25 protein-coding genes, 1 tRNA gene and 2 pseudogenes are annotated in these 23,250 nt (G+C 64.3%); 18 read left to right on the plus strand and 10 right to left on the minus strand.

Going from position 1 to position 23,250, the window contains the following annotated elements; translation table 11 throughout:
• Positions 1-463: 463 nt before the first annotated feature.
• The 5 genes and pseudogenes from IQ292_RS17260 to IQ292_RS17275 all read left to right on the plus strand — a co-directional run bounded on the left by IQ292_RS17260 (position 464) and on the right by IQ292_RS17275 (position 3,437).
• Complete coding sequence (locus IQ292_RS17260; RefSeq protein WP_238941219.1) at positions 464-727, plus strand: type II toxin-antitoxin system ParD family antitoxin; 264 nt, start codon at positions 464-466, stop codon at positions 725-727.
• A gap of 12 nt (positions 728-739) precedes the next feature.
• Positions 740-1,051 carry a type II toxin-antitoxin system RelE/ParE family toxin gene (locus IQ292_RS17265; RefSeq protein WP_338057654.1) on the plus strand — a complete coding sequence of 104 codons (312 nt, stop codon included), beginning with the start codon at positions 740-742 and terminating at the stop codon, positions 1,049-1,051.
• Positions 1,052-1,280: 229 nt separating this feature from the next.
• Positions 1,281-2,204: pseudogene (locus tag IQ292_RS17270) on the plus strand (SGNH/GDSL hydrolase family protein); the annotation flags it as partial.
• Positions 2,205-2,228: 24 nt separating this feature from the next.
• A pseudogene (locus IQ292_RS17935) lies at positions 2,229-2,375 on the plus strand (PEPxxWA-CTERM sorting domain-containing protein); the annotation flags it as partial.
• Positions 2,376-2,564: 189 nt separating this feature from the next.
• Positions 2,565-3,437, plus strand: coding sequence for a Crp/Fnr family transcriptional regulator (locus IQ292_RS17275; RefSeq protein WP_338057655.1), 873 nt, complete (start codon positions 2,565-2,567; stop codon positions 3,435-3,437).
• 24 nt (positions 3,438-3,461) lie between these two features.
• On the opposite strand, the gene IQ292_RS17280 is transcribed toward IQ292_RS17275, so the two are convergent.
• Positions 3,462-3,707, minus strand: coding sequence for a hypothetical protein (locus IQ292_RS17280; protein ID WP_203311555.1), 246 nt, complete (start codon positions 3,705-3,707; stop codon positions 3,462-3,464).
• Positions 3,708-3,951: 244 nt separating this feature from the next.
• Between IQ292_RS17280 and IQ292_RS17285 the strand changes: the two genes are divergently transcribed.
• The 5 genes from IQ292_RS17285 (at position 3,952) to IQ292_RS17740 (ending at position 9,261) form a co-directional block, all read left to right on the plus strand.
• Positions 3,952-4,704: a Crp/Fnr family transcriptional regulator gene (locus tag IQ292_RS17285; RefSeq protein WP_203311556.1), complete on the plus strand. Its 753-nt coding sequence runs from the start codon at positions 3,952-3,954 to the stop codon at positions 4,702-4,704.
• Between the two features lie 157 nt (positions 4,705-4,861).
• On the plus strand, positions 4,862-7,129 hold the full coding sequence (gene glf, locus IQ292_RS17290; RefSeq protein ID WP_238941220.1) for a UDP-galactopyranose mutase: 2,268 nt from the start codon (positions 4,862-4,864) through the stop codon (positions 7,127-7,129).
• A gap of 1 nt (position 7,130) precedes the next feature.
• Positions 7,131-7,547: a hypothetical protein gene (locus IQ292_RS17295; RefSeq protein ID WP_203311557.1), complete on the plus strand. Its 417-nt coding sequence runs from the start codon at positions 7,131-7,133 to the stop codon at positions 7,545-7,547.
• Entirely contained in the window at positions 7,537-8,463 is a 927-nt protein-coding gene (locus IQ292_RS17735) for a family 1 glycosylhydrolase (RefSeq protein ID WP_238941221.1), read from the plus strand. Before IQ292_RS17295 ends, IQ292_RS17735 begins: the two co-directional genes overlap by 11 nt.
• 33 nt (positions 8,464-8,496) lie before the next feature.
• Positions 8,497-9,261 carry a hypothetical protein gene (locus tag IQ292_RS17740; protein WP_238941222.1) on the plus strand — a complete coding sequence of 255 codons (765 nt, stop codon included), beginning with the start codon at positions 8,497-8,499 and terminating at the stop codon, positions 9,259-9,261.
• 126 nt (positions 9,262-9,387) lie between these two features.
• Here the strand turns inward: IQ292_RS17740 and IQ292_RS17305 are convergent, their stop codons facing one another.
• Together IQ292_RS17305 and IQ292_RS17310 are read right to left on the minus strand one after the other, a co-directional pair.
• A complete protein-coding gene (locus tag IQ292_RS17305) occupies positions 9,388-11,337 on the minus strand; it encodes a hybrid sensor histidine kinase/response regulator (protein WP_238941223.1) in 1,950 nt (649 codons plus the stop codon).
• Positions 11,338-11,469: 132 nt separating this feature from the next.
• A complete protein-coding gene (locus tag IQ292_RS17310; RefSeq protein ID WP_203311559.1) occupies positions 11,470-11,973 on the minus strand; it encodes a MarR family winged helix-turn-helix transcriptional regulator in 504 nt (167 codons plus the stop codon).
• A gap of 193 nt (positions 11,974-12,166) precedes the next feature.
• Here IQ292_RS17310 and IQ292_RS17315 point away from each other — a divergent pair, with 193 nt between their 5' ends.
• The 7 genes from IQ292_RS17315 (at position 12,167) to IQ292_RS17345 (ending at position 18,792) form a co-directional block, all read left to right on the plus strand.
• Entirely contained in the window at positions 12,167-13,312 is a 1,146-nt protein-coding gene (locus tag IQ292_RS17315) for an HlyD family secretion protein (protein WP_203311560.1), read from the plus strand.
• On the plus strand, positions 13,309-14,826 hold the full coding sequence (locus IQ292_RS17320; RefSeq protein ID WP_203311561.1) for a DHA2 family efflux MFS transporter permease subunit: 1,518 nt from the start codon (positions 13,309-13,311) through the stop codon (positions 14,824-14,826). Before IQ292_RS17315 ends, IQ292_RS17320 begins: the two co-directional genes overlap by 4 nt.
• 7 nt (positions 14,827-14,833) lie before the next feature.
• Positions 14,834-16,309 carry an efflux transporter outer membrane subunit gene (locus IQ292_RS17325; protein ID WP_203311562.1) on the plus strand — a complete coding sequence of 492 codons (1,476 nt, stop codon included), beginning with the start codon at positions 14,834-14,836 and terminating at the stop codon, positions 16,307-16,309.
• Between the two features lie 251 nt (positions 16,310-16,560).
• On the plus strand, positions 16,561-16,926 hold the full coding sequence (locus tag IQ292_RS17330) for a DUF6481 family protein (RefSeq protein ID WP_203311563.1): 366 nt from the start codon (positions 16,561-16,563) through the stop codon (positions 16,924-16,926).
• Positions 16,923-17,606 carry a spermine/spermidine synthase domain-containing protein gene (locus tag IQ292_RS17335; protein ID WP_203311564.1) on the plus strand — a complete coding sequence of 228 codons (684 nt, stop codon included), beginning with the start codon at positions 16,923-16,925 and terminating at the stop codon, positions 17,604-17,606. Before IQ292_RS17330 ends, IQ292_RS17335 begins: the two co-directional genes overlap by 4 nt.
• Before the next feature lie 698 nt (positions 17,607-18,304).
• Positions 18,305-18,377 (plus strand) — tRNA-Thr (locus IQ292_RS17340).
• 28 nt (positions 18,378-18,405) lie between these two features.
• Positions 18,406-18,792, plus strand: coding sequence for a hypothetical protein (locus IQ292_RS17345; RefSeq protein WP_203311565.1), 387 nt, complete (start codon positions 18,406-18,408; stop codon positions 18,790-18,792).
• A 142-nt stretch (positions 18,793-18,934) separates the two neighbouring features.
• Here the strand turns inward: IQ292_RS17345 and IQ292_RS17350 are convergent, their stop codons facing one another.
• Positions 18,935-19,102 (minus strand): hypothetical protein, encoded by a 168-nt coding sequence (locus IQ292_RS17350; RefSeq protein ID WP_203311566.1) that lies wholly within the window; start codon positions 19,100-19,102, stop codon positions 18,935-18,937.
• Between the two features lie 646 nt (positions 19,103-19,748).
• On the opposite strand from IQ292_RS17350, the gene IQ292_RS17355 reads away from it, so the two are divergent.
• Positions 19,749-19,910 carry a hypothetical protein gene (locus tag IQ292_RS17355; protein ID WP_203311567.1) on the plus strand — a complete coding sequence of 54 codons (162 nt, stop codon included), beginning with the start codon at positions 19,749-19,751 and terminating at the stop codon, positions 19,908-19,910.
• Here IQ292_RS17355 and IQ292_RS17360 read toward each other — a convergent pair.
• From IQ292_RS17360 to IQ292_RS17385, 6 genes are all read right to left on the minus strand, one after another.
• A complete protein-coding gene (locus IQ292_RS17360) occupies positions 19,905-20,237 on the minus strand; it encodes a hypothetical protein (RefSeq protein WP_203311568.1) in 333 nt (110 codons plus the stop codon). The genes IQ292_RS17355 and IQ292_RS17360 overlap by 6 nt on opposite strands.
• Positions 20,238-20,270: 33 nt before the next feature.
• Positions 20,271-20,675: a hypothetical protein gene (locus tag IQ292_RS17365; protein WP_203311569.1), complete on the minus strand. Its 405-nt coding sequence runs from the start codon at positions 20,673-20,675 to the stop codon at positions 20,271-20,273.
• Positions 20,675-20,848: a hypothetical protein gene (locus tag IQ292_RS17370; RefSeq protein ID WP_203311570.1), complete on the minus strand. Its 174-nt coding sequence runs from the start codon at positions 20,846-20,848 to the stop codon at positions 20,675-20,677. Before IQ292_RS17370 ends, IQ292_RS17365 begins: the two co-directional genes overlap by 1 nt.
• Before the next feature lie 75 nt (positions 20,849-20,923).
• Positions 20,924-21,478, minus strand: coding sequence for a PEPxxWA-CTERM sorting domain-containing protein (locus tag IQ292_RS17375; RefSeq protein WP_203311571.1), 555 nt, complete (start codon positions 21,476-21,478; stop codon positions 20,924-20,926).
• A 22-nt stretch (positions 21,479-21,500) separates the two neighbouring features.
• Positions 21,501-22,235 carry a PEPxxWA-CTERM sorting domain-containing protein gene (locus IQ292_RS17380; protein ID WP_238941224.1) on the minus strand — a complete coding sequence of 245 codons (735 nt, stop codon included), beginning with the start codon at positions 22,233-22,235 and terminating at the stop codon, positions 21,501-21,503.
• A 38-nt stretch (positions 22,236-22,273) separates the two neighbouring features.
• Positions 22,274-23,041 (minus strand): PEPxxWA-CTERM sorting domain-containing protein, encoded by a 768-nt coding sequence (locus tag IQ292_RS17385; RefSeq protein ID WP_238941225.1) that lies wholly within the window; start codon positions 23,039-23,041, stop codon positions 22,274-22,276.
• Between the last annotated feature and the right edge of the window lie 209 nt (positions 23,042-23,250).

Here is a 23,250-nt window from a genome sequence, read left to right on the forward strand (position 1 = left end):
GAACTTGTTCGTCGTCTTGCTCGTCATAGCCCCTTCCTCTCAGGAGTTAGAGCCTCCGACAAACCCGGCGCGGTTCACCTCCCCTTCCTCCCTCCCATGGGTACAACCCCCTTTCTCCCCTGCTCTGCCCCTGGGTGCGCTGCGGCCCCATGGGGCTTGCGACGAGCGAATGTCGATCGGTGCGGCACGTTCGCCTTCGGCACACAAGGTTGACAACGGGCGGCCGAGGGGCAATAGGGGCGAGCGACGTGCTTTTGGACTGGACCTCTTAATCAGCGGGTCCTTGGTTCGAGCCCAAGTGCGTCCACCATTTTCTATAACTTAGCAAAGATGTCGGCGCCTCGTCCGACGCCGGGTCCCACTGGGGTACCAGATTTTGAGGCCGGTTTTGCCGTTGGGCGTGCGGCGGCTCACATTGCTATCCCCCGTCAATAGGATTAAATCCTACTCGATCAGGAGGCTGATGATGCGATCGACCCAACAACTCAGCGTGACCCTGCCCAACGAAATGGCGGCGCTCGTTCGCGCCAAGGTCGCATCAGGCGAATATGCGAGTGAGAGCGAGGTCATCCGCGAAGGACTCCGCGCGTTGAATGCCCGCGAACGGGCCATGGATGACTGGCTACGGCACCAGGCCCTGCCCGCTTATGATGCCTACCGCGCCGACCCTTCCAGGGGGATGTCACTAGACGATGCCCGCGCGTCAATCGGCAAGCTTGACGGCTGACGCAGGGCAACGGTGACGATTTCTTATCGCATCGTCGTCACGCCTGAAGCGCGCGATGAGCTCGGCGCTCTGCATTCCTACATTGCCGCCGCCGCCGATACCGAGACAGGCTCACGCTTCACCGACGGCATCATCGACTACATCGCCACGCTTAGCGAGTTTCCTAAACGTGGCACCCCTCGTGACGATCTCCGGCCCGGGCTTCGCACGATTGCGTGGCGGCGGCGCGTGACGATCGCCTTTGTCGTCGAAGAGCGGGACGTGGTCGTGATCGGGGTATTCTACGCCGGCAGGGATTTCGAGTCATTGCTCAAGGACGGCTGAGGCATGTCCCGTCACGTCCTCGCAGGTTGGTCTCTTAATCAGCGGGTCCTTGGTTCGAGCCCAAAGGCGTCCACCACCCTTCCTGCAGGTCACGGCCACACCGGAGCGGGTGCGAGCGTATCCTCTCCAGTCGCAAGAACATGATTAACTTGCGGTAAAGCTTGGTGAAAGGTAGCTTCTCCTGACGCATCGAGACGCCTGCGAAAAGGCGTCCGTCCAGGAGAGAGCCATGAACGCGTTCAAACGTACCCTCGTTGCCACGGCCCTGATCTTCGCGCCCGCCGCTCTGGCGTCGACGCCCGCTGCTGCGGCGACCTATCTCAATCTTTACGTCTTTGGGGACAGCCTGGTCGACTCCGGGAACGCGCAGGCGCTGCGCGCCGCCGCTGGCGGCGCCGACCCGGCACCCGCCGCGGCCGGCTATTACAACGGACGCTTCTCCAACGGGTACAATTTCGCGGACTATCTCTCGATGGCGATCGGCACGGGTCCGGCCACCGCGTCGGCCTATGGGGGTACGAATTTCTCGGTGGGCGGTGCGCAGGCACGCGAGGTCGTCGGCGACGCCAGCCCCAGCTTTGCCGATCAGCTCGCAACCTTCGCCGCCTCCGGCAAGACGATCGACAGCCGGTCCCTCGTCCTCGTCACGTTCGGCGGAAACGACGTCCGGTCCGAGCTGGCGAAGCTAGGCGCAGACCCGACCTACCAGCCCGATTTCACCCAGACGCTCGCCGCCTTCCGCGCCGGCCTCGACACGCTGTATGCGGACGGCGCGCGCAACTTCATCGTGACGGGGCTTCCCAACATCGGACAGATCCCGGCCGTGACCGACTTCAATTCGCCGGCGCTTTCGGCGGCCGGCACCATCCTGTCGCGTCGGCTCAACACCGGGTTCGATATCGCGACCGGCCGCGACGATCTGGTCGGCATCGACGACATCGTCGCCTCCTTCGGTGCGGCGACCGGAGCCAATGCCGCTTTCTACGACCTGTTCGGCGCCCAGCAGCAGATCTACGCCAATCCCACAGCTTATGGTCTGCCATCGACCCTCAACACCAAAGCAGCGTGCATCCGCGTGCCAGGCGCCGTGCCCGCGTGTGACGGGCTGGTCTATTTCGACACGATCCATCCGACCACGCAGCTCCACAGTGCGATCGCGAGCGGGATCGAAGCGCAACTTGGCATCGCCGCCGTGCCCGAACCGGCAAGTTGGGCACTGATGATCCTCGGCTTCGGCGCCGTTGGAGGGGCCATGCGGCGGCGTCGGTACACCCTGCACGTCGGATACGGCAATGCCGGCCAGCGCAACCGCGCGATGGCTTAGCCAGCGCCATCAAGGTCGGCGTCTGCGCACCCCGCGCGATTGAGTTCCAGCGGGACTGCAAAGCGTAGGCCCCCACGGCGCCGGTTGGCTCGTCGGGATCCTGAGCCCGATCCGATCGATCCTCCGGCGCCGCGCCCCGGTGCGGTCGGTGATGCCGTACCACGCGCCTTCGAGGACCGGCCGGATCGGGTGCGGCCGGTTCATCTCGCACCACGCTGTAGCCGACGGGGTCGACACCTCAACCCACTGACAAGATTGACTTATTGGTCTCATATCGGCAATGGGCCTGCGCCATTGACCCCCATCGCGCCGGTCGCTGAGGCCTGTTTTATGCCGTATCCGATCCATCGATACCGCGCCTTCGCATCGCTGACGCCGCGCGAGGAAGACGTGCTCAGGTCTCTCGGCGATACGGAAACGCATCGGCGAAAGGGCGAAACCTTCCAGCGCGAAGGCGACGCGCTGAACGGGTTCCACCTCCATACGAGCGGGTGGATCGCGTCCTCGATCACCGTGCCAAGCGGCAAGCGTCTCATTCAGAAGCTGCATCTGCCCGGTGACATGCTCGGAACGCCTAGCATGGCGCTGGAACAGGCGGCCGATACGCTGACCGCGGTCACCGACGCGACGACGGCCTTCGTGCCCTATCAGAGGGTCGGCGAACTCTTCGTCGAGGCCCCCCGACTAGCAGCGCTCTTCACCATCGCGGTACAGATGGAGCGTCTGTCGCTCATGGATGCGCTCGCCGTACAGGCAACCGCTTCCGCCAAGGAACGCGTCGCACGCCTCTTCCTCGATCTCCACGCGCGGCTCGATCCGCTAGGCCTTGTCGAAAACGATGCGTTCGACGTGCCCGTGACCCAGGAAATAATCGGCGACCTGCTCGGCATGACCAACGTTCACATCAGCCGGACGCTCAAGGCGCTGGAAGATGCCGGTCTGGTCGCTCGTCGCCGACACCGACTCCAGCTGCTCGACCTGCCCGCGTTGCGCGCCCTTTCGCCGCTGCGGCCCCGCAGGCCGCAGTTTCAACCGGCCTGGCTGCCCACGGCAGCCAATTGACCGCACTGGCGCTGTAGGAAACGCTTAGTGACGGATGCCGGACACGGGCACCACGCCGACGTTGATCGATACGCTGCGCTGCTCACCCGAGGCCACGTCCTCGACGATGCACAGGATGGTATGTTCCCCATATGCGGCGCCCGCCGTCTCCGCGCAGATCAATGCCGCCGCCTCGATGCTGTTCTGCAAGGCGCTTTCGATCGAGGCGTAATGGCCATCAGCCTTGTCCTGGCACCGGCCGTCGTCGAAGATCACCGAGAAGACGCGCATGCATCCTGTATCCGACATCGCGATTGCGATGTCACGGGTCTGGACGCGTCATGACGACCGGTATCGATCTACTATTGCCTGATCCATGTTATGACGTGCGTGCCCCACGGGTTGCCGTTTAAGCTCATCCAAATTGCCCCAGTCTGCGCTAAATCTCGGCGTCAGGGAACACGTTAACCCCCGTTAATGCGCCACGGGCAATGCATGTTAAGCGGGAAGTGGTTCAAGCTCCAAGGAGTGCTGCGTGACCGGTCGCGATGGCGTGGTGACGCTCCGCCCTTTTTTACGAAAATTGTCGCAACTCGTGCAGTTGCAGAGCGGCGACACGGACGCCGTCGAGCTATTGCAATTCAAGATTGCGCAAGTCGCCCGTCAGCGCGATGCGATCGCCAGGGGCGAGACCGTGTCGTATCTGTACGTCGTGCTGGAAGGCTGGGCTGCCCGTTACAGTCTGCGGCCGGACGGTACCCGTCGCATCACCGGCTTTCTGCTGCCGGGGGACTTCTGCGGCATCCATGCCGTTTGTCACGCCCCCATGGATCACGCGATCGTCGCGCTGACCGACTGTACCTTGGCCAAGATCGAGCTGACGCAGGTCGAGGCTCTCGTCGCCGACAGCCCGATGATCGGCCGCGCCTTGTGGTATGCCAAGCTGATCGACGAAGCGATCCTGAGGACCTGGCTCCTCAACTCGTCGGACGCGGTCCGGACACTCGCCCACCTGCTGTGCGAACTCGACGCGCGTCTGCATCACGGTACCGATATCGAAGCGGGACCGCGCCGCTTCGACCTGCCGATCACGCAAGAGCAGATCGGCGACGCGCTCGGCCTGACCAGCGTGCACATCAATCGATGCTTTCGTCACCTGCGGGAGGCAGACCTCGTCGATATCACCCAGGGCCGCCTGACGATTCCGGATGTCGAGGCGCTGCGGAAGGCGGCCGCCTTCGATCCGACCTACCTGCACTGGCGCGGCGACGGTTCGGGACGTCGTTAGCACCGTGTGACGGCCGCGTGCCGGTCTCAGCGCCGCTCGGCTCGTCACAAATATAGATCAAGTAACAAGTTCGTCCGGGTTGACGCGCTTTAGCGCGGGACGGGTCTCTCTGCGCCTACGCTCGGCTTTCCGGCGGGGGCCGATCAGGGAGATACTGATGAGCGCCGCAGGTCAAGCGCAACCCGTGACGATCCCCCCGCAGCAGCCGTTGCTTATCTGCTTTTCGCACCTGCGCTGGAACTTCGTCTTCCAGCGCCCCCAACAGCTCATGACCCGATTTTCCGCCCAGATGACTGTCGTCTTCTGGGAGGAACCGCTTGTCGAGGGCGAGGACCAACCGACGCTGTCGGTGCGCCAGGAGGGCGACGTCATCGTCGTCGTGCCGCGCCTGCCGGCCGGGCTCGACGCCGAGGCGACGCGTTCTGCCCTCGCCCGGCTCCTGACCGCCTTCCTCGTCGGAAAGCCGTCGGTGGCGGTGCGCTGGTATTATACCCCCATGATGCTCGCCTTCTCGCGGCAATTACGGGCACGGTGCACCGTCTACGACTGTATGGACGAGCTGTCCGCCTTCCGCTTCGCTCCTCCGACGCTTCTCGATCTGGAAGGTGAGCTGCTAGGCGCGGCCGACGTCGTCTTCACCGGCGGCTACAGCCTCTACGAAGCCAAGCGGGGCCGGCATGCCGACGTGCGGCCCTTTCCCTCCAGCGTCGATGTCGCCCATTTCGCCCGCGCGCGTGACCTCGCTCCTTCGAGACGGGACACGCCGATCCTGGGCTTCTATGGCGTGATCGACGAACGCATGGATCTCGAACTCGTCACCCGCCTTGCCGACGAGCGGCCCGAGTGGCGGATAGAGCTGGTCGGACCGGTGGTGAAGATCGATCCCGCCGACCTGCCGCAACGATCGAACCTTCATTATCTGGGCGCGCGGTCGTACGACGATCTGCCCGACGCGGTCGCGCGCTGGGATGTCGCGCTGATGCCGTTCGCGATCAACGACGCGACGCGGTTCATCAGTCCCACCAAGACACCCGAATATCTCGCTGCCGGACGGCCCGTGGTGTCGACGCCGATCGTCGATGTGGCACGCCATTACGGCACGATGGCCGGCGTGATCGTCGCATCCGCATCGCGCTTCGTCTCGGCCTGCGACGATGCGCTCACGCTTGCCCGCGGGTCCGTCCTCGCGTGGCGCGACGAAGCCGACGCCGTGCTCGCCGCGACCTCATGGGACGATACGGCCGCGGCGATGCTGGCCGCGATCGCCGAAGTCTCGTCAGGCGCCGAACGCCCGCATTACGACGTCCTCGTCGTCGGTGCCGGCTTCGCCGGCAGCGTCATGGCGGAGCGGTTCGCCGCCGACGCCGGCAAGCGCGTGCTGATCATCGACCGCCGCCTCCATATCGCGGGGAATGCGTATGACGAGCAAGACGCAGCGGGAATCCTCATCCACCGCTACGGTCCCCACATCTTTCACACGAACGCCGCCGACATATTCGCCTATCTGTCGCGCTTCACGCAGTGGCGGCCCTACGAGCATCGTGTCCTCGCCGAGGTGCGCGGGCGGCAGGTGCCCATTCCGATCAATCGAACGACCTTGAACATGCTGTTCGATGCCGGGTTGAAGGACGACGAAGACGCCGCCGCCTTTCTCGCCGCGCGCGCGCAGCCGGTCGACGATATCCGCACGTCGAAGGACGTCGTCGTCTCTGCGGTCGGAGACGAACTGTATCGCCTGTTCTTCCGCGGCTACACGCGCAAGCAATGGGGTCTCAGCCCGTCCGAACTGGACAAGGCGGTCACCGCCCGGGTTCCGACACGCACCAGCACGGACGACCGGTATTTCGACGACGCTTACCAGGCCATGCCCGCCGGTGGCTATACCGCCATGTTCGCGCGGATGCTCGATCACCCGCTCATCGACGTGCGGCTCGGCACCGACTTCACCTCGGTCAGGGAGACGATCGACTATGACCTTCTCGTCTTCACCGGACCGATCGACGAATATTTCGACTATCGTTATGGTGCCCTGCCCTACCGCTCGCTGCGCTTCGACCATCGCACGCTTCCGGAGGAACGGCACCAGCAGGTCGCGGTCGTCAACTATCCGGACGAAGCCGTGCCGTACACGCGCGTCACGGAATACAAGCATCTCACCGGGCAGACGGCGCGGGTCACCAGCGTGACCTACGAATATCCCGCTGAGGAGGGCGATCCCTATTATCCCATCCCCCGGCCTGAGAATCAGGCGCTCTTCAAGCGCTATGAACTCCTGGCGCTCGCGGAACCCGACGTCCTCTTCGTGGGGCGACTGACGACGTACCGCTATTACAACATGGATCAGGTCGTGGGTCAGGCGCTCGCCACCTATCGCAAATACAGGAAGCGGGAGGATGCGGCGGCCCTGGCGACGGCCGCCGAATGACATGACGGGCGAAACCGGAGGAGACGCGCTACGAAAGCGGCACATCATCCTCGTCCACGAAGACGCTTTCGCTGCGCGCTATCTCGCGGACGTCCTGACGCACAGTGGCGCCGCGGTGACGCGGCTGCCGGCGTGTGACCTCGATGCGATCGTCCGCGAGGCCGTATCGCGGCAATCGGCGCTGGTGGTCAGCGACGCAGCCCCGGACGGCGCAGCGATCGCGGAAGCCGCCGCCTCCCTCGGCATACCTTGCGTCATTCTCCGATCCGCCCGGCGTGCATCGCCGGGCGTGACCGGCGCGTGCGTGCTGAACGCGCCATCCGCCGGCTTCCAGGTCGTCGAGATGGTGAACGCCCTCCTCGGACCTGGCTCAGCCGCCGGCACCACGCCGGCCGATCCGAGGCTTCATGGGCAGTAAAGGGACCCGGATCGCACTTTGGGGCGGCGTCGAATGCACCGTCAATCGGGTCGGCGATGCCGATCGGGACCAGATCCAAATGAGTGGCCACGACGTTCGACCGGACGATCTGGACCTTTTCGCGCGGCTCGGCATCGAGGCACTGCGCTATCCCGTTCTTTGGGAGAGGACCTCGCCGGGGGGCACGCCGGACTGGACGTGGTCCGATGACCGCCTCCACCGACTGCGGGGATTGGGGGTCGCCCCCATCGTCGGGCTCGTCCACCACGGCAGCGGACCGCGATACACGCATCTGCTCGACGAGCGCTTTGCATCAGGCCTCGGGTGGTTCGCGGGCGAGGTCGCCGCGCGCTACCCCTGGGTGGAGGCATGGACGCCGGTCAACGAACCGCTGACGACCGCTCGCTTCGCGGCGCTATACGGCCATTGGTATCCGCATGTCGCCGACGAGCGCGCGTTCTGGCTTGCGCTGCTCAATCAGGTGGACGCGACGCGTGCGGCGATGAAGGCGATCCGGCGGGCCAATCCCGCGGCGAAGCTGGTGCAGACGGACGATCTCGGCCGTACCTATGCGACCGACGAACTGGCTGATCAGGCGGCGCATGACAATCTACGGCGCTGGGCGAGCTGGGACCTGCTGTTCGGGCACGTCGACCGCCGCCACCCTCTGTCCGACCGCCTGCGTCGCTTCGGTTTCGCGGACCGTCTGCGCATCATCGCCGATGATCCCTGCCCTCCCGACGTCATCGGCCTCAACCATTATCTGACCAGCGACCGGTATCTGGACCATCGCCTCGACCGCTATCCGGATCACCTGCACGGCGGCAATGGTCACGCGCGCTATGCCGACACCGAGGCGTTGCGGGTGCTTCCCGAGCAACCTGCCGGGCTCGCCGGCGTCCTCAGGGAAGCCTGAACGCGCTATCACACGCCGATCGCCCTGACGGAGGTGCACAACGGCTGTACCCGCGAGGAGCAGCTGCGATGGGCGGCGCAGGCTTGGGACACCGCCCATCTGGCCGAAGCGGAGGGCATCGCGGTCGTCGCGGTAACCGCATGGTCGCTGCTCGGCAGCCATGGCTGGGACACGCTGTTGAGGGCGGAGGGGCGCTACGAACCGGGCGTGTTCGACGTCGCCTCCGGCACACCCCGCGAGACGGCGCTGGCGACGCTATGGCGCGGGTTGCCGGAGTGGGCGGCGCGCCATCCTGTCGCGCGCGAACCCGGCTGGTGGCAGCGGCGGGAGCGACTCATCTATGCCCACCCTGCCTCATCCGCCGCGCCCGACCCGGCGCCGCCGTCGGGGCACCCGCTTATCGTCTGCGGACCGGACAGCGGGCTTCGGCAAGCCGTCCTGCGCATCTGCGCCGCCCGCGGCATCGATCACGTAGTCGCCGAAGACGGTTGGCGCGCTTGGTTTCGCGCCAGGGACGCCCAGCGCCCTCCCTCCCGGGCGATCGTGCCGTGGGCCGTTCTGTGTACACATGCGAACGCGCGCGCGTTTCACTGCTCTTTGAGCGCGATCCGCGCGCCTCGCACCGTTCGGCGTTCCGGCACACCGGCGGCGGCGTGTCCGATGGAGGCCGTACCGTTCCTCCGCCTGCCTGACGAGGCGGCGGCGTCGATGCCATCAAGCGCCTGCATCCACGCCGCGCTCGATCGCCTCATCGACGAGACATCGCCCGGTCATGGTTGCCCGCCCGCCGCCGGCTGAAAACCGACGCGTGCAGTCCCGTGCCCTGGCTGCCGGCGACGGTGGGTCGGTTCGATCGGCTGGGCGATCCTGCTTGAACCCGTCGCTGCGCGGTCCAGACGGAGCACGCTGGCCTCGCCTGCGGGCTCAGCGCAGATACGACAGCAAGCCGGCCACCGAATACGGTTTGCGCAACACGGGAAAACCATGGTCCCCCTGATCCGCGATAGCGTCGCTGTAGCCGGTGGTGAGCACCACCGGCAGCGCCGGCCAGCGGCTTCGGATGCGACGCGCCATTTCGAGTCCGTCAATGCCGGGCATGACCACGTCGCTGAACACGAGGTCGATCTTGTCGTGCGCCCGCGCGAGCAGGTCGAGCGCGCCCTCCCCGCTCGTCACCCAGGTCACGATCTGACCCAGTTCCTCCAGCAGGCTGCGGGCGGAGCGGCCGACGGCCTCATTGTCCTCGACAAGGAGAATGCGCCTCGTGCGCACGTCACCGTCAGCCACGCCGTCCCTCGCGTCGCGCGCGACCGGCACGTCCTCTGCAACCGGCAGATACAGCGTGAAGGTCGTACCGATGCCGAGCTGGCTCTCGACCGCGACGTCGCCGCCAGACTGTTTGGCGAAGCCATGCACCTGGCTGAGGCCGAGCCCGGTGCCCTTGTTGATCGCCTTGGTCGTGAAGAACGGCTCGAAGATCTTCTGCATCGTGTCCGGCGCGATGCCGCTGCCGTTGTCGATGACGCGCAGCGCGACGAAACGGCTATGCGTGGGGTCATGGTCCCTTGCCGCGGGCAGACCCTCCACCGTCTCGCTCGACACTGTCAGCGTACCACCCGCGGGCATCGCGTCCCGCGCGTTGATGACGAGATTGAGCAGCGCGGTCTCGAACTGATTGCGGTCGGCGTTGACGATCGTCCCCTCGCCTGCCTCGATCACGATCGCGATGGAGGCGCCGACGCTCGTCTCGATCAGCGGCCGAAGCTCGACCAGCCGGTCGCTGACGTCGAACACCTCGGGGCGCAGCGGTTGGCGGCGGGAAAATGCCAACAGCTGCGACGTCAGGGCGGCGGCACGGTCCGCAGTCTCGGCGATGGCCTCGACATAGCGCTCGCGCTTTTCCGGCGACAGCGTCGGCACGCGCAACAGGTCGGCCGAGGAGCGGATGATCGTGAGCAGGTTGTTGAAATCATGCGCGACGCCACCGGTCAGCCGCCCTACGGCTTCCATCTTCTGCGCCTGCGCCATCGCTTCGCGCGCGCGCTCGATCTCCTGCTGCGCCTGCCAGCGCTCCGTCAGGTCGCGGGTGATCTTCGCCAGGCCGATCAGCGCGCCCTGCTCGTCGAGAATGGAATAGATCAGCACGCCGGCGCGAAAACGCTCGCCATTCTTGCGGACTTGCCAGGTCTCGGCCTCGTACCGGCCCCTCGAGATCGCGGTCTGCAACGCGCGCGCCGGCTCGCCGTTCTGGCGATCCTCTTCGGTAAAGAACGCGGAGAAATGGGCGCCGACGATCTCGTCCGCGCTATAGCCCTTGATCGCCTGCGCACCGCGATTCCAGTCGGTCACGAAACCGTCGGGATCGAGCATGTAGATGGCATAGTCCCTGACGCCCTGCACGAGCAGGCGGAACCGCTGTTCGCTTTCGAGGAGGGCGCGTTGCGCGGCCCGCTTGTCGGTGATGTCCCGGGTCACCTTCGCGAACCCGATCAGCGCGCCATGTTCGTCGCGCACCGGATCGATCACCACGCTGGTCCAGAATCGGGTGCCATCCTTGCGGAGCCGCCAGCCCTCGGCCTCGAACACGCCCTTTTCGGCCGCAATGCGCAGGGCCCGCGCCGGGAGCCCCGCGGCGCGATCGTCTTCGGTGTAGAAGCGCGAGAAATGCTGGCCGACGATCTCCTCGGCGGTATAGCCCTTGAAGCGCTCCGCCCCGGCGTTCCAGCTTGCGATATGGCCGTCGCGATCGAGCAGATAGATCGCATAGTCCCGGATGGAATTGACCAACCGCTCGAAACGGTCCGATCCGCTCAGCTCCGACGGCACGTCCCGCGAATGCACGTCAGGTAAATCGCCCGGTTTCAAAATCGCCAAACGCCCTCGCCCTGCGATCCCCTGACCGCGCGCCGGTGCCATAGCAAGTGGCAGCCCGTCTGTCGTAAGCGTAGATCAAGCTCGCCTTTCAAGCACCGCACCGCGCCGAACGGTCGAGAGGCGCCGGCCGGCTCAGGTCCGAGTTTCATGATCGGACGCGCTGGTAAGGTCGGCGATCACCTCATCCAGCAACGCCGTCAGCAGCTTCATCTTCTCCGGCGCCACGCCGAGACGAGCATAGTGATCCTCGCTGTTCGCAAGGACACCCAAACGCTGCAGCACCGGCAGCGCGACAGCCGTCACGTGCAGCCGGTTCACGCGTCGGTCGCCAGGATCGCGCCGACGCTCGACCCATTGCAATCGCTCGAGACGATCGACGGTCTGACCGATCGCGACCGGTCCGATGTCCAGGCGTTCCGCCAGTTCCTTCTGCGTACACCCCGCATTGACGTAAATGGAAGCGAGCGCCCGCCATTGCGCCTGGGTCAGCGATCCCCCGCCCGCAAGCGCCATCGTGCGCGCGCGTTCATCGAACCGCTTGCGCAGCAAGCGCGCGATCAGCGCTACCTGCGATGCAAAACTCCGCGGCGGATTCTCGATGCTGGTGTCCGGGTCCTGTCCGGCGGGGTTCGTCATCCGCAATGTCCCCCTCGTCGATGGCGTCTGGATGGTGCCCGATCCGGGCGCTTCCCTCTATTTAAAAATAAGGTAAGTGCAACTACCTCGTCAGGCACCGTATTATTCGGTTGCGTTCTTCCTCGTTCGGGAGCACCCGGCCAACGGAATCACGGCCGGTCTGTCGATGCCGATCCGGATCCCCCGAGGTGTTATGAGCTTGGACGACCGCCCCGATCATCGATCCGAACCGGCTGCGCTGGAAGACGCGCCGCCCATCAGCGACCCTGCCCCCGTCGTCCAGGCAGTCGATACGCGATCGTCGCGGCGCAGCCGGCTCCGCCTGCCGCTGCTGATCGCGGCACCGATCGTCGCGCTCGTGCTCGGCCTGTTCTTCTACCTGAGCGGGGGCCGGTATCAGGAGACTGACAACGGCTATATCCAGGCGGGGCTGGTGCCGGTCGCGGCCAGCGTCAGCGGCCCCGTGATCGCGGTCATGGTCCACAACAACCAGCACGTTCGCGCCGGCGACATCCTGTTCCGCATCGATCCCGCTCCGTTCCAGGCGGCGGTCGACGAGGCGGCAGCGGAACTGGCCAACGCCCGGTCGCAGGTGTCGTCGCTCCGCGCCAGTTATCGAGAGGGCGAGGCCGGGCTCGCTGCGGCTCGGGCGCGTCTTGCCTATGCGGAACGCGAGGCGGCGCGGCAGAAGTCGCTGCTTGCGGAAGGCATCTCGTCGCAAAACCAATATGATCAGGCCGTTCTCGCGGCGCAGACGGCGCGGCAGCAGATCCAGACCTCGGTCCAGCAGAATGCGGGCGTCGCGGCGTCGCTGACCGGCAGCGTCGACGCGCCGACCACGGTGCAGCCTGCGGTTCAGCGCGCCGCGGCCGCGCTCGAGCGCGCACGACTGAACCTCGGCTATACCGTGGTGCGCGCGGCGCAGGACGGTATCGTCACCAAGGTCGACCAGCTGCAGCCCGGCAGCTACGTGACCGCCGCCAAGCCGGTGTTCACGCTCGCCGGCACGCGATTATGGGTCGAGGGCAATTTCAAGGAAGATCAGCTCGACCACATGCGCGTCGGCCAGCGCGCGACCTTCCACGTCGATGCCTTCCCCGATCTCGCGCTGACCGGGCGCCTGACCAGCTTCAGTCCCGGTACGGGCAACAGTTTCGCGCTGCTGCCCGCCGAGAACGCGACCGGAAATTGGGTCAAGGTCGTGCAGCGCCTGCCGGTCGAATTCAGCATCGACCGGCTGCCGCCCGACGTGCCGCTGCACGCAGGCCTCAGCGTCGAGGTGCGGGTCGATACGGGGCATCGCCGCCGTCTGTTCGGTGGCAACGCCGCCACGCGATGACCGGCGCCTATCCCGACACGATCTCGCGGCGCTTCATCACCGCGTCGGTGATGGCGGCGACGGTCATGAATTCGCTGGACAGCACCATCGCCAACGTCGCGCTGCCGCACATTCAGGGCAGCGTCTCCGCGTCGGGCGAGGAGATCACCTGGGTCCTGACATCCTATATCGTCGCCGCCGCGATCATGACGCCGCTCACGGGCTGGCTCGCCGGGCGGTTCGGGCGCAAGCGGCTGATGCTGTGGTCCATCGTCGGTTTCACCATGGTCTCCGGACTGTGCGGAATCGCCAACGGCCTCGGCGAGCTGGTCGGTTTCCGCCTGCTACAGGGCGTGTTCGGCGCCGCGCTCGTGCCGATGAGCCAGGCGATCCTCCTCGACATCAATCCGCCCGAACGTCACGGCCCCGCCATGGCGGTCTGGGGCATGGGGGCGATCCTGGGACCGATCATCGGCCCCGCGCTCGGCGGGTGGCTGACGGACAATTTGTCGTGGCGCTGGGTCTTCTACATCAATCTGCCGATCGGCGCGCTCGCCTTCGCGGGCCTGTCCGGCTTCCTGACCGAGACCAAGGACGCCGCCCGTCCGCGGCTCGACCTGTTCGGCTTCGCGATGCTCGCGCTCGCGATCGGCTCGATCCAGCTGATGCTCGACCGCGGCCAGACCAAGGACTGGTTCAGCTCGACGGAAATATGCGTGGAGGCGGCGCTTGGCCTGTTTTTCGGCTATCTGTTCGTGGTCCACACGCTGACCGCGCAGCGGCCCTTCATCGACATCGCGATGTTCAAGGACCGCAATTTTCTGACCGGATCGATCTTCGGTTTCTTTCTGGGCACCGTGCTCTTCGGTGTCCTCGCGCTCCTGCCGACGATGCTGGAGACGCTGATGGGCTACCCCGTCGTGCTGACCGGCCTCGTCACCGCACCGCGCGGCATAGGGACGCTGATCTCGATGATCCTCGTCGGCCGCCTCATCAAGAAGGTCGATGCACGCCTGCTGATCTTCGCCGGCTTCGCCATCGCGGCCTATTCGCTGCATATCATGTCGGGCTTCACGCTCGGCATGAACGAGCGGCTGGTGATCGTCTCGGGCTTCGTCCAGGGGATCGGAACGGGGCTCGTCTTCGTGCCGCTGACCACGATCGCCTTCGCGACGCTCGACGCGCGCTATCGCAACGAGGGTGCGGCGATGTTCACGCTCACCCGCAACATCGGCTCGGCGGTCGGCATCTCGATGCTTCAGGCGCTGACGATCCGCAACGGCGCAACCGTCCATGCCCGGCTGGTCGAGGGCATCCGGCCCGACAATCCGATGCTGCCCGCGTCCTTCGATTTCGATGCGCCGACCGCCGTCGCGGCGCTCAACGCGCAGATCACCCGCCAAGCGGCGATGGTCTCCTACGTCGACGCCTTCTGGGTGCTCTTTCTACTCACCCTGGGCGTCATCCCGCTTTTGCTGCTGATGCGCCGGCCCCGCGCCGGTGGCGGCGACGGGCCGACGATCCACATGGATTGATCCGCCGATGCGTGCTGCTTCCCTCGTCCTCCTCTCGACCGCGCTGGCAGGCTGTACCGTCGGGCCCGATTTCCAGCGGCCGCAGGCACCCGCCGCGGCAGGATATCAGGCACCCGGTGAGACCGCGCCCGGCCAGGCGGTGTTCGGTGACGGACCCGAACGACGCTGGTGGACCGCGTTCGGCGCGCCGCAACTCGACGCGCTGGTCGACCAGGCGATCGCGCACAACCGCAGCCTAGCGGCCAGCAACGCGACGCTCGCCGCCAGCCGCGACGAACTGCGCGCGATCGTCGGCCGCCGGCTGCCGCAGGTCGATGCCAACGCCCGGATCGACCAGCAACAGGTGAACCTTGCCGCGTTCGGATTTGCAGGCAACAATCCGCTCGCACCCGGCGGCAACCCGGAATTCCATCTCTACAGCGTCGGCGGCGGGGTCAGCTACGATCTCGACCTGCTCGGCGGCTTACGTCGAAGCGTCGAGCAGGGTGCGGCGGAAGCGGAGGCACAGCAGCGCCAGACCGAGGCGGCGCACCTGTCGATCGCCGGCCAGGTCGTCAACCAGGTCCTGACCATCGCCGCCCTACAGGCGCAGATCGCCACCGCGCGCGCGTTGCTAGCCGACGACCAGCGTAATGTCGACCTGACGCAAAAGCGTCGCATCGGCGGCGAGGGCACGATGGTGGAGGTGCTCAACGCGCAGAGCCAATATGCCGCCGATCGCGGCGACCTGCCGCAGCTCGACCAGCAACTGGCGGAGGCGCGCCACCTTCTGGCGACTTTGCTGGGCACGACGCCGGACCGGCTTCCGGCCACCGACATTCCGATGGAACGGCTCACCCTGCCGGCGACGGTTCCCGTGGCGATGCCGTCGCAGCTCGTTCACCGGCGACCGGACATCCTGCAGGCGGAGGCCGAACTTCACGCCGCCACCGCCGCGATCGGCGTCGCCACCGCACGGCTCTATCCCGACATCACCCTCGGCGCGACGCTGACACAGGGTGCGCCGGCGCTCGGCGACCTCGTGAAGAACGCCTTTCGCGGCTACGATCTGTTTGCCGGCCTGACGGCGCCGATCTTCCACGGCGGCACGCTCAAGGCACAGCGAGCGGCCGCCGTCGATCGCGCGCGCGCCAGCCAGGCCCGCTACGAGCAAACGGTGCTGGTTGCCTTCAGCCAGGTCGCGGACCTTCTTTCCGCCTTGCAGAACGACGCGCGCGCGGTGGCCGATCAACAGGCATCGGTGCGCGTCGCCGAACGGTCGCGGCATCTGTCGCAGCGCAGCTTCGAGGTGGGCAATTCCGGAATCCTCCAGGTTCTGGAGGCCGAACGTCTGTATCAGCGCGCACGCAACGGGCTCGTCGTCGCACAGACCCGCCAGTTCCTCGATGTCGCGCGACTGCATGTCGCAACAGCAGGCGGCTGGATCGCGACCCCGGTCGATGGCGAGCCCGACGCGCGCCGCGGCGGCGGTGCCGCGCGATGATCCGTCGGCGCGGTCGAGACCCGGCGCCGCGGCAGAACCTGCGCCGACGCTGTCCATGGGTTGAATTGGGGCCGGCCACGGGATAGGTGGGCCGCGTTGGTGGTCGCCCATCCGTCGCCTTGGCGGCTGGTGCAATGGAACGACCCTGGTGCGTCCACCAGTTTTTCTCCGACGGCTCCGCAGCGATGCGGGGCCGTTGTGCATTGGGGCTTTCGCGCCCCGCAGGAACGGTCAAGCGACGGATCAGCGATATGACAGGCTACAAGACTCCCGATTTCTCCCAGCGCGCCGCCGCGTCGCGCGACGCCAAGGCCAATGCCCTCGAGAAGCTGCGCAACAAGGCTGCGCCGGACCCAGAGGTCGTTGCGGCCCGTGCCGCCGCCCGCGAGGCGAAGGAAGCGGCAGAGGCCGAGCGCCGCGCCGCGCACAAGGCCGCGATCGAGCAGAAGAAGGCCGCCAAGGAGGAAGCGCGCGCCAAGGCGCAGGCCGAGGCCGAGGCGGCGGCCGAAGCCGCTGCCGCCGCCAAGCGCCCGCCCTCGGTGCCCACCGCCGCGGAGCTCAAGGCGGCGCGTGACGCCCGCTATGCCGCACGCAAGGCCCGGCAACAGGGCAAGTGACCCCGCGCGAGCTGATCGGCGTGGCGGAGGTGCCGGGCGGCGAGCCGCTCCGCCTGTTCCGCCGCGGCGGCGACTTCATGATCGTGCTCGACCGCAACGAGCTGATGAGCACGCGGATGAGCGGGTCGGAGATCGCGCTGGGTACCATGGCCTGCGATCGGATCGCGGGCCGCCCGGCGCCGCACGTGCTGATCGGCGGCTATGGCATGGGCTTCACGCTGCGCGCGGTGCTCGGCCGCCTCGGTCAGAACGCCCGCGTGACCGTCGCCGAGTTGGTGCCCGGCATCATCGAATGGGCGCGGGGCCCCATGGCGGACCTGACCGCCGGCTGCCTCGACGATCCCCGCGTGATGCTGGCCATCGGCGACGTCGGCGCGGCCATCCGGGCCGGGACGCGCGCCTATGACGCCATCCTGCTCGACGTCGACAACGGCCCGGACGGACTGACCCGCGCCGCCAACGACGGCCTCTACGCCGCGACCGGTCTGGACGCGGCGCGTGCGGCGCTCCGCCCGGGCGGCGTGCTGGCCATATGGTCCGCCGCCCCCGACGCCGCCTTCGCAAAGAGGCTTGCCCGAAGCGGCTTCGCGGTCGACGAGGTACGCGTGCGGGCGCGCGATACCGGCAACGGCACCGGCAAGGGCGCGACGCACATCATCTGGTTCGCCACGCCACGGTGAGCGGCAAATGGTGGTCACGCCGCGCTGAGCGGCAACCGCTCGGTTACGCCGCGTTGAGCGGCAACGGGCTGGACCAGCGGCGCACACTGTTGCATGGGGGCGCGACGGCGCCGGGTTAGCTCAGCTGGTAGAGCAGCGGTTTTGTAAAACCAAGTAGTCGAACCAGCTAAGTGACCGAAAGCCGCAGAAAACAGCGACTTTCTACCCAGTGCATCCAACTAGCGGTGTTGTCAAGGACACCGAAAGGACACCGGGTCACCATGCACGTTGTTTCCTGCGGATACTGCGAAGCCCCCATTGTCGGGTCGCGAGTGAAGAAATATTGCAATTCGACTTGTGCCGCCGGACCCAAGCGCGCCGGGGAAAACGAGATTGCAGGATGGCTGGCAGGGACGATACCCGGTCACACTGGCGCGACGTGCAAGCTGAAGCCTTGGGTGCGCGAATACATCCTTTGCCAAGCTGGCTACGCTTGCTCGCAATGCGGATGGGACAAGCGCCACCCGGACGATGGACGCTGTCTGATCGAGGTCGATCACGCAGACGGTGACGCGGAGAATACGCGGCCGGAAAACCTTCGCGCGCTATGTCCGAACTGCCACGCAATGACGCCGACCTTCAGGCGACGAAATAACGGATCGAAACGTAAGCGCTCCCCTGTTGCGGTCGCGCTGCACTGATTGTAGTAGCAGACCCCTGCCCGTATAGCTCAGTTGGTAGAGCGCAGCCCTTGTAAAGCTGATGTCCGGGGTTCGATTCCTCGTGCGGGCAGGTTCATAATGGACATATCGGATCGCCAATGATCGTTATCGTTCTTCTGATCATAGGCGCTATCGTGATAGCGGGAATCATGAAGGCTCAGCGGCGCATGGCTTTTGCGGATGGCCTTCGCGCTCAGCGCCTGTCCCGCAACCCTGACCAACCGTCATGGATTGGGGACATCTTCAAAATGGATACGTTTCAGAGCTTTGTAAGCGTCAAGGCTCGCACTCACGACATCCCAGAAGGATTTATCCGCCTAGTCTTTCACGACCGCGAACTTCTAGATGGCATGATGCAGTATGCTGCCGAGGTCGAGCGCCAAGGGGGTGATTTCACAGCACAAATCAACGGCTGCTCGAATCTGCTGCTTAGGTCTTGGGAAAAAATCCCACCCGCCGGTCGCACTCGCTTTGGCCGAGATTAGCCAGCAAAAAAACGGTTAACGGTCTTCTGACTCAAGGCACAATTCATTGATTCTCAGCAACTGACGCGCTAATTGTGCTGCGTCAGCCATGCGGCTGATATACATCAAATGGCGGCCGGACTGACCAACCGGCCGCCGACTCTCAGAAGTCGATATTTCGATCCCTTAGCGCCAGCGCCAACGCGTCTGTGTAAGGGTCATCGGGATCACCATCCGTAGCCTGATACGCGGCTAAAAGCTGCTTATCGTCCATTAGCGCGATTCGCTTATGAAGTTCAATCGCTTGGCGTTCGAACTCGTCATCGGTCATTATTCGCTCACTCCGCCTAATGATCCACACATCTGACGCAGGCTAACCGCGCAACCGCCGAAGCTCCATCTTCCATCCCTTCTCATCGGCCGGAAAGAAGTTGGTCACGGTCACTGCATTTTCGGTTGGCCTGATCGATCCCGCACGGTCGCCACAGCGGGTGCAGCGGAAATGGTCGTGGGCTGACTTCCCAAGCAAGCCTTCGAGGCTATCTGACCAACGGTGCAGTTTGAACCACTGCCCGGCCGCCCATGCCTCTACCACGCCGCTATGGTCGCAGCGCTGGTTACGGCACGTGACGTGGAGGTTCATTCCGTGGCGCACAAAATCTGCAAGACACCGGAAGCGCTTCGAGCCCATGCCCGGACTGGTAGAACGGAACGGGAACGATTCTCAAGGCGTCATCGTCCAGCTTCTTGATGTGCGCCGCCGTTCCGACGCGGTCGGCAAGTATGCCAATGACAACCCGGTCTGCGGATTAGCGGCAATAAACAGGCTACAGAACGCCACCTTAGCGCCTGCGGAAATGGCCGCGCGTTCAGTTAACCGTTAACCCTCTTGGCTGGCGCGGAAGACGGCGGTAAGTGCGGAACGCAGGAACGGACAGGATGCCCGTCGCGAATTTTTTTCGCCGGGAGTCCGTCCAATGAAGCTGACAGAAATGATCCACCAGACGGTGTTGGCCTTCGAGCCAAAGCGGCATCCCGTCTACGCCTTGACCGCACTTGCGATGATGCTGATCGCGCTGGTCGCATTGGCTTATCTCAGCGGCTCGGGTGTCGCTTCGCTATTGCGCCCGCTTCTATGAACGCGGGTCGGCAGCAAGCTCAGCCTGATAGTCGCGCAGCACCTTCAAATTGCCCCACCAAGGCATCGTGAGGCCTTCGGCCTCCCAAGATTCCTGAGAGGCTTTTAGTCGCCCGGCGAACTCCACGCATTGCTCTTCGGTGGCGGTCTGTCGCCATTCCCGGATGGCGTCTAGGATGTATGCCCCGCCATTGACGAAGCCCATCCCGGCCACCTCTGGCGCGTGCTGAGCGATCAGCCCTTCGTCTTCCGATAGTTCGACAGACCGTCTGGTCAGCGCCGCTTGCGCCTTCTTCTCAGCCCGGCGCGCCTTCAAACCTTCAAACATCGCGATCCCCTCGAATGGCGATGGTGTGGCACATCACTGCGGGATCGTCACCGTGTGGACCGTCTTGGCGGTCGCGGCATCCGGTGTGTTGAACTCCAACTGGTAGCCAAAATAGCCAAGGATCGCGATTAGTCCGACCCCTGCCCCCTTGATCCAACCCGCCATCTTGGTCGCGCCGTCGATCTGCGCGTCCGTCTTCAGTCGCCAGTCCTTCAACGTGCTGACATCGTTCAGCATCTGATTGTGCTGCGTGATCAGGAAGGGGCGGTTGGCTGTGTCACGCTCTAGCGTGACAACGCGCTGTTCAAGGCTATCGGCGCGCTTATCCATCAGGTCGAGCTTGGCGCGCATATCGGTAAAGCCATCAGCTACGCGTTGATCGAGACGAACAAGTAGGTCGCGCATATCTTGCGGCAAGGGATCGATAGGCGGTGTCATCACTTCACCGCGTCAACGATAAGCGGAAGCAACGTGGCGATAGTCGATGACACGCCGATACGGATCAGCCACGTGATAAGCTTGGACTGGACCTGTGGAATCTCCCAAATCGCTAGTGCGATCTGCCCTGCTTTCTGCAACGCGGGTAGGACCGCACCTTTGATCTTGTTCATCGACTATTTAGCGCCGGACATGGAAAAAGCCGCCAGTCGCGAGGACCAGCGGCTTCATCAGTTCAGAGCGTGTTATCAGGCGGCGAAGGCTACCCGCACGGTCTGCTTGCGGCGACGCATAGCGAAGCCAACTGCACCCATGCCGAGGATCATCAGCGCCCACGTTGCGGGCTCAGGCACGGCGGCAAGCGTCTGACCAGTCGCTGTGTTGAAGACCGGAGCGTTCTGGTAGAAGCCAGTTGCCACAGTGGTCGTGACATTTTGTCCAAGCTGAGTGGACATAAACGTGAAGTTGATGATGTCGCTCACCAGATTCCCGTCACGGAACGTAATTGTTCCGCTGTAGTCAAACACACCAGCGTTGCTGTTAGGGCCATTCTCGAATGGGCCGAAATTGAAGGTGCCGTTCAATACAGGCACGTCAATTACGAAGCTACCAAGCGCCCGCGTCACGCTCGGAGCATAATAGGTGCAGGCCGATTGCGGTCCAGAAGTTGGACACACAGACGTTTGTCCGCCTGTGATAGTCGGATTGCCGGTGGGATTTACGATGATTCCAACTGCATAGGCGGGATTTGCAGCGAACGCGCAAGCAAGAGCCGCGCACGCGGTTATGGTCTTCAATCTCATTGCGAGGTTCCTTGTTCGGAGTTTACGCGAAAGATGCCTTGAGGCGTGGCTTCCGCCGCCGCATGGCGAAGCCAACCGCGCCCATGCCGAGTATCATCAGCGCCCACGTGGCAGGCTCAGGCACAGCAGCGGCGAACGGCGTGTAGTTGTAGGTCAACGTGTAGCTGGCGCTCCCGCAAGTATCTTCTGGGGCGCTTCGCGGCGCAGTGCACGCGCCTGAATAGCGACCGACATTGAAACCGGCAGGAAGCCCGAACATCGTATCGCTGGTGTCATAGGCACCACGATAGCTGCCATCAAAGATGATGACATTATTGAAGTTGAAGCCGGGAACCGAATAGTCACCGTTGAAGCCTGATGCGAGCAACGAAAATGTCTGCGATCCGGTAATGTTGTTGATGCCAAAATCACCAAAGGCCCGACCACCAAAATTCTGGGTGACGACCGTTGCCGCGCCGATTGCACTGACCGGAACGGTCAGCGTGCCCGTAAGCGCGTTGGTGACCTGCCAGAGGCCATTCAGCGCGTAGTTGACCAGATACGTTCCAGACGGAGCACTGTCCGAATAGATGTAGTTGTAGTTTGACTTGTTGATGTCAATCTTCAGATTGACGGAATCGAGCGTGCCTAGGCGCGTATCGAACTTCAGCAGCCCCCTCATCTGAGCTTCGCTATCAGTCTGAACGATGGTAGCGGCAGATGCTGGCGCGGCGGCAACGAGCGCGGCACCAGCTATTGCAAGAAGTGCAAGTCGCATAAGATTCCCCTGTTAATTGTCAGATTCAACTTGCGGCGTCACGCTTGCGCGAAAACGACACGCACGGTCTGCTTGCGGCGACGCATCGCGAAGCCGACCGCGCCCATGCCGAGGATCATCATCGCCCACGTGGCAGGCTCAGGCACAGCGGCAGTGAACGGCGTCAGCGTCCACGATACGCTGCCTACATCAACCAGAACCGCCGGACGCACCACGTTCAGGTCTGGCGTCGGCCCAGCGCTGTAGCTGTATGAAAAGCTATTTGATCCGAATGCACGTGAAGAGCCGACCAACTCACTGATTAGGTCGCTATTTCTCACAAGTGAACTAAAGTCAAACGCATTGAGAGTTACAAGTTCGGAGTTCAAACCACCTCCCAAATCGAATGGTGTCGCCCCATTGAAGTCATAATGAAAGCTGCTAAAGCTCTGACTATCAGTAGGACCTACCGATATGAAGTTATTCCAAAGCTGAAGGGAGCCGTCAAAATCATACCGAGGAGAGTATACCGATCTATACGAACCCGCCGCTATCGTCGTGACCAGATCAGGAAGGTAGTAGATGTTGATCGTCGGATCAGCATCGAAAAGTGACGTTAAGATCGCCTTGTCAGTGTCAAACCGCATCGTCAGATTGAATGCGTCGCCAACCTTGAACTGGCCAGCCGGTGCAGGCGTGTAGACGCCGTTGACTGCCAACGTCGTGCTGCTGACGATCCCGCTTGCGTTCAAATTGTAAACCGTGGCGTTTGCAGCCGAGGCCATGAAAGTTGCAGCCGATACGGCCGCAAATATGATTCCCTTCATCCTGTTTTTCTCCCAATCTTAACGCTTCATTCATCATTGTGTGAAGCGGATCGGGAAAGCAAACGGTTAGGTTGACCAAGATGGGACAGAGATTGCGCCGGAATGATGCAGGACCGATCCGGCACAATATCTTAGGGTCAGGACTCATTGGTCATAGCCAGAAGATGACGGTGGCCGCGAGGGCGACGGCAGAGAAGAAGACGGTTGGG

The sequence above is a fragment of the Sphingomonas beigongshangi genome, assembly GCF_016820445.1.
In the GTDB taxonomy this organism is placed as follows: Bacteria; Pseudomonadota; Alphaproteobacteria; order Sphingomonadales; family Sphingomonadaceae; genus Sphingomonas; species Sphingomonas beigongshangi.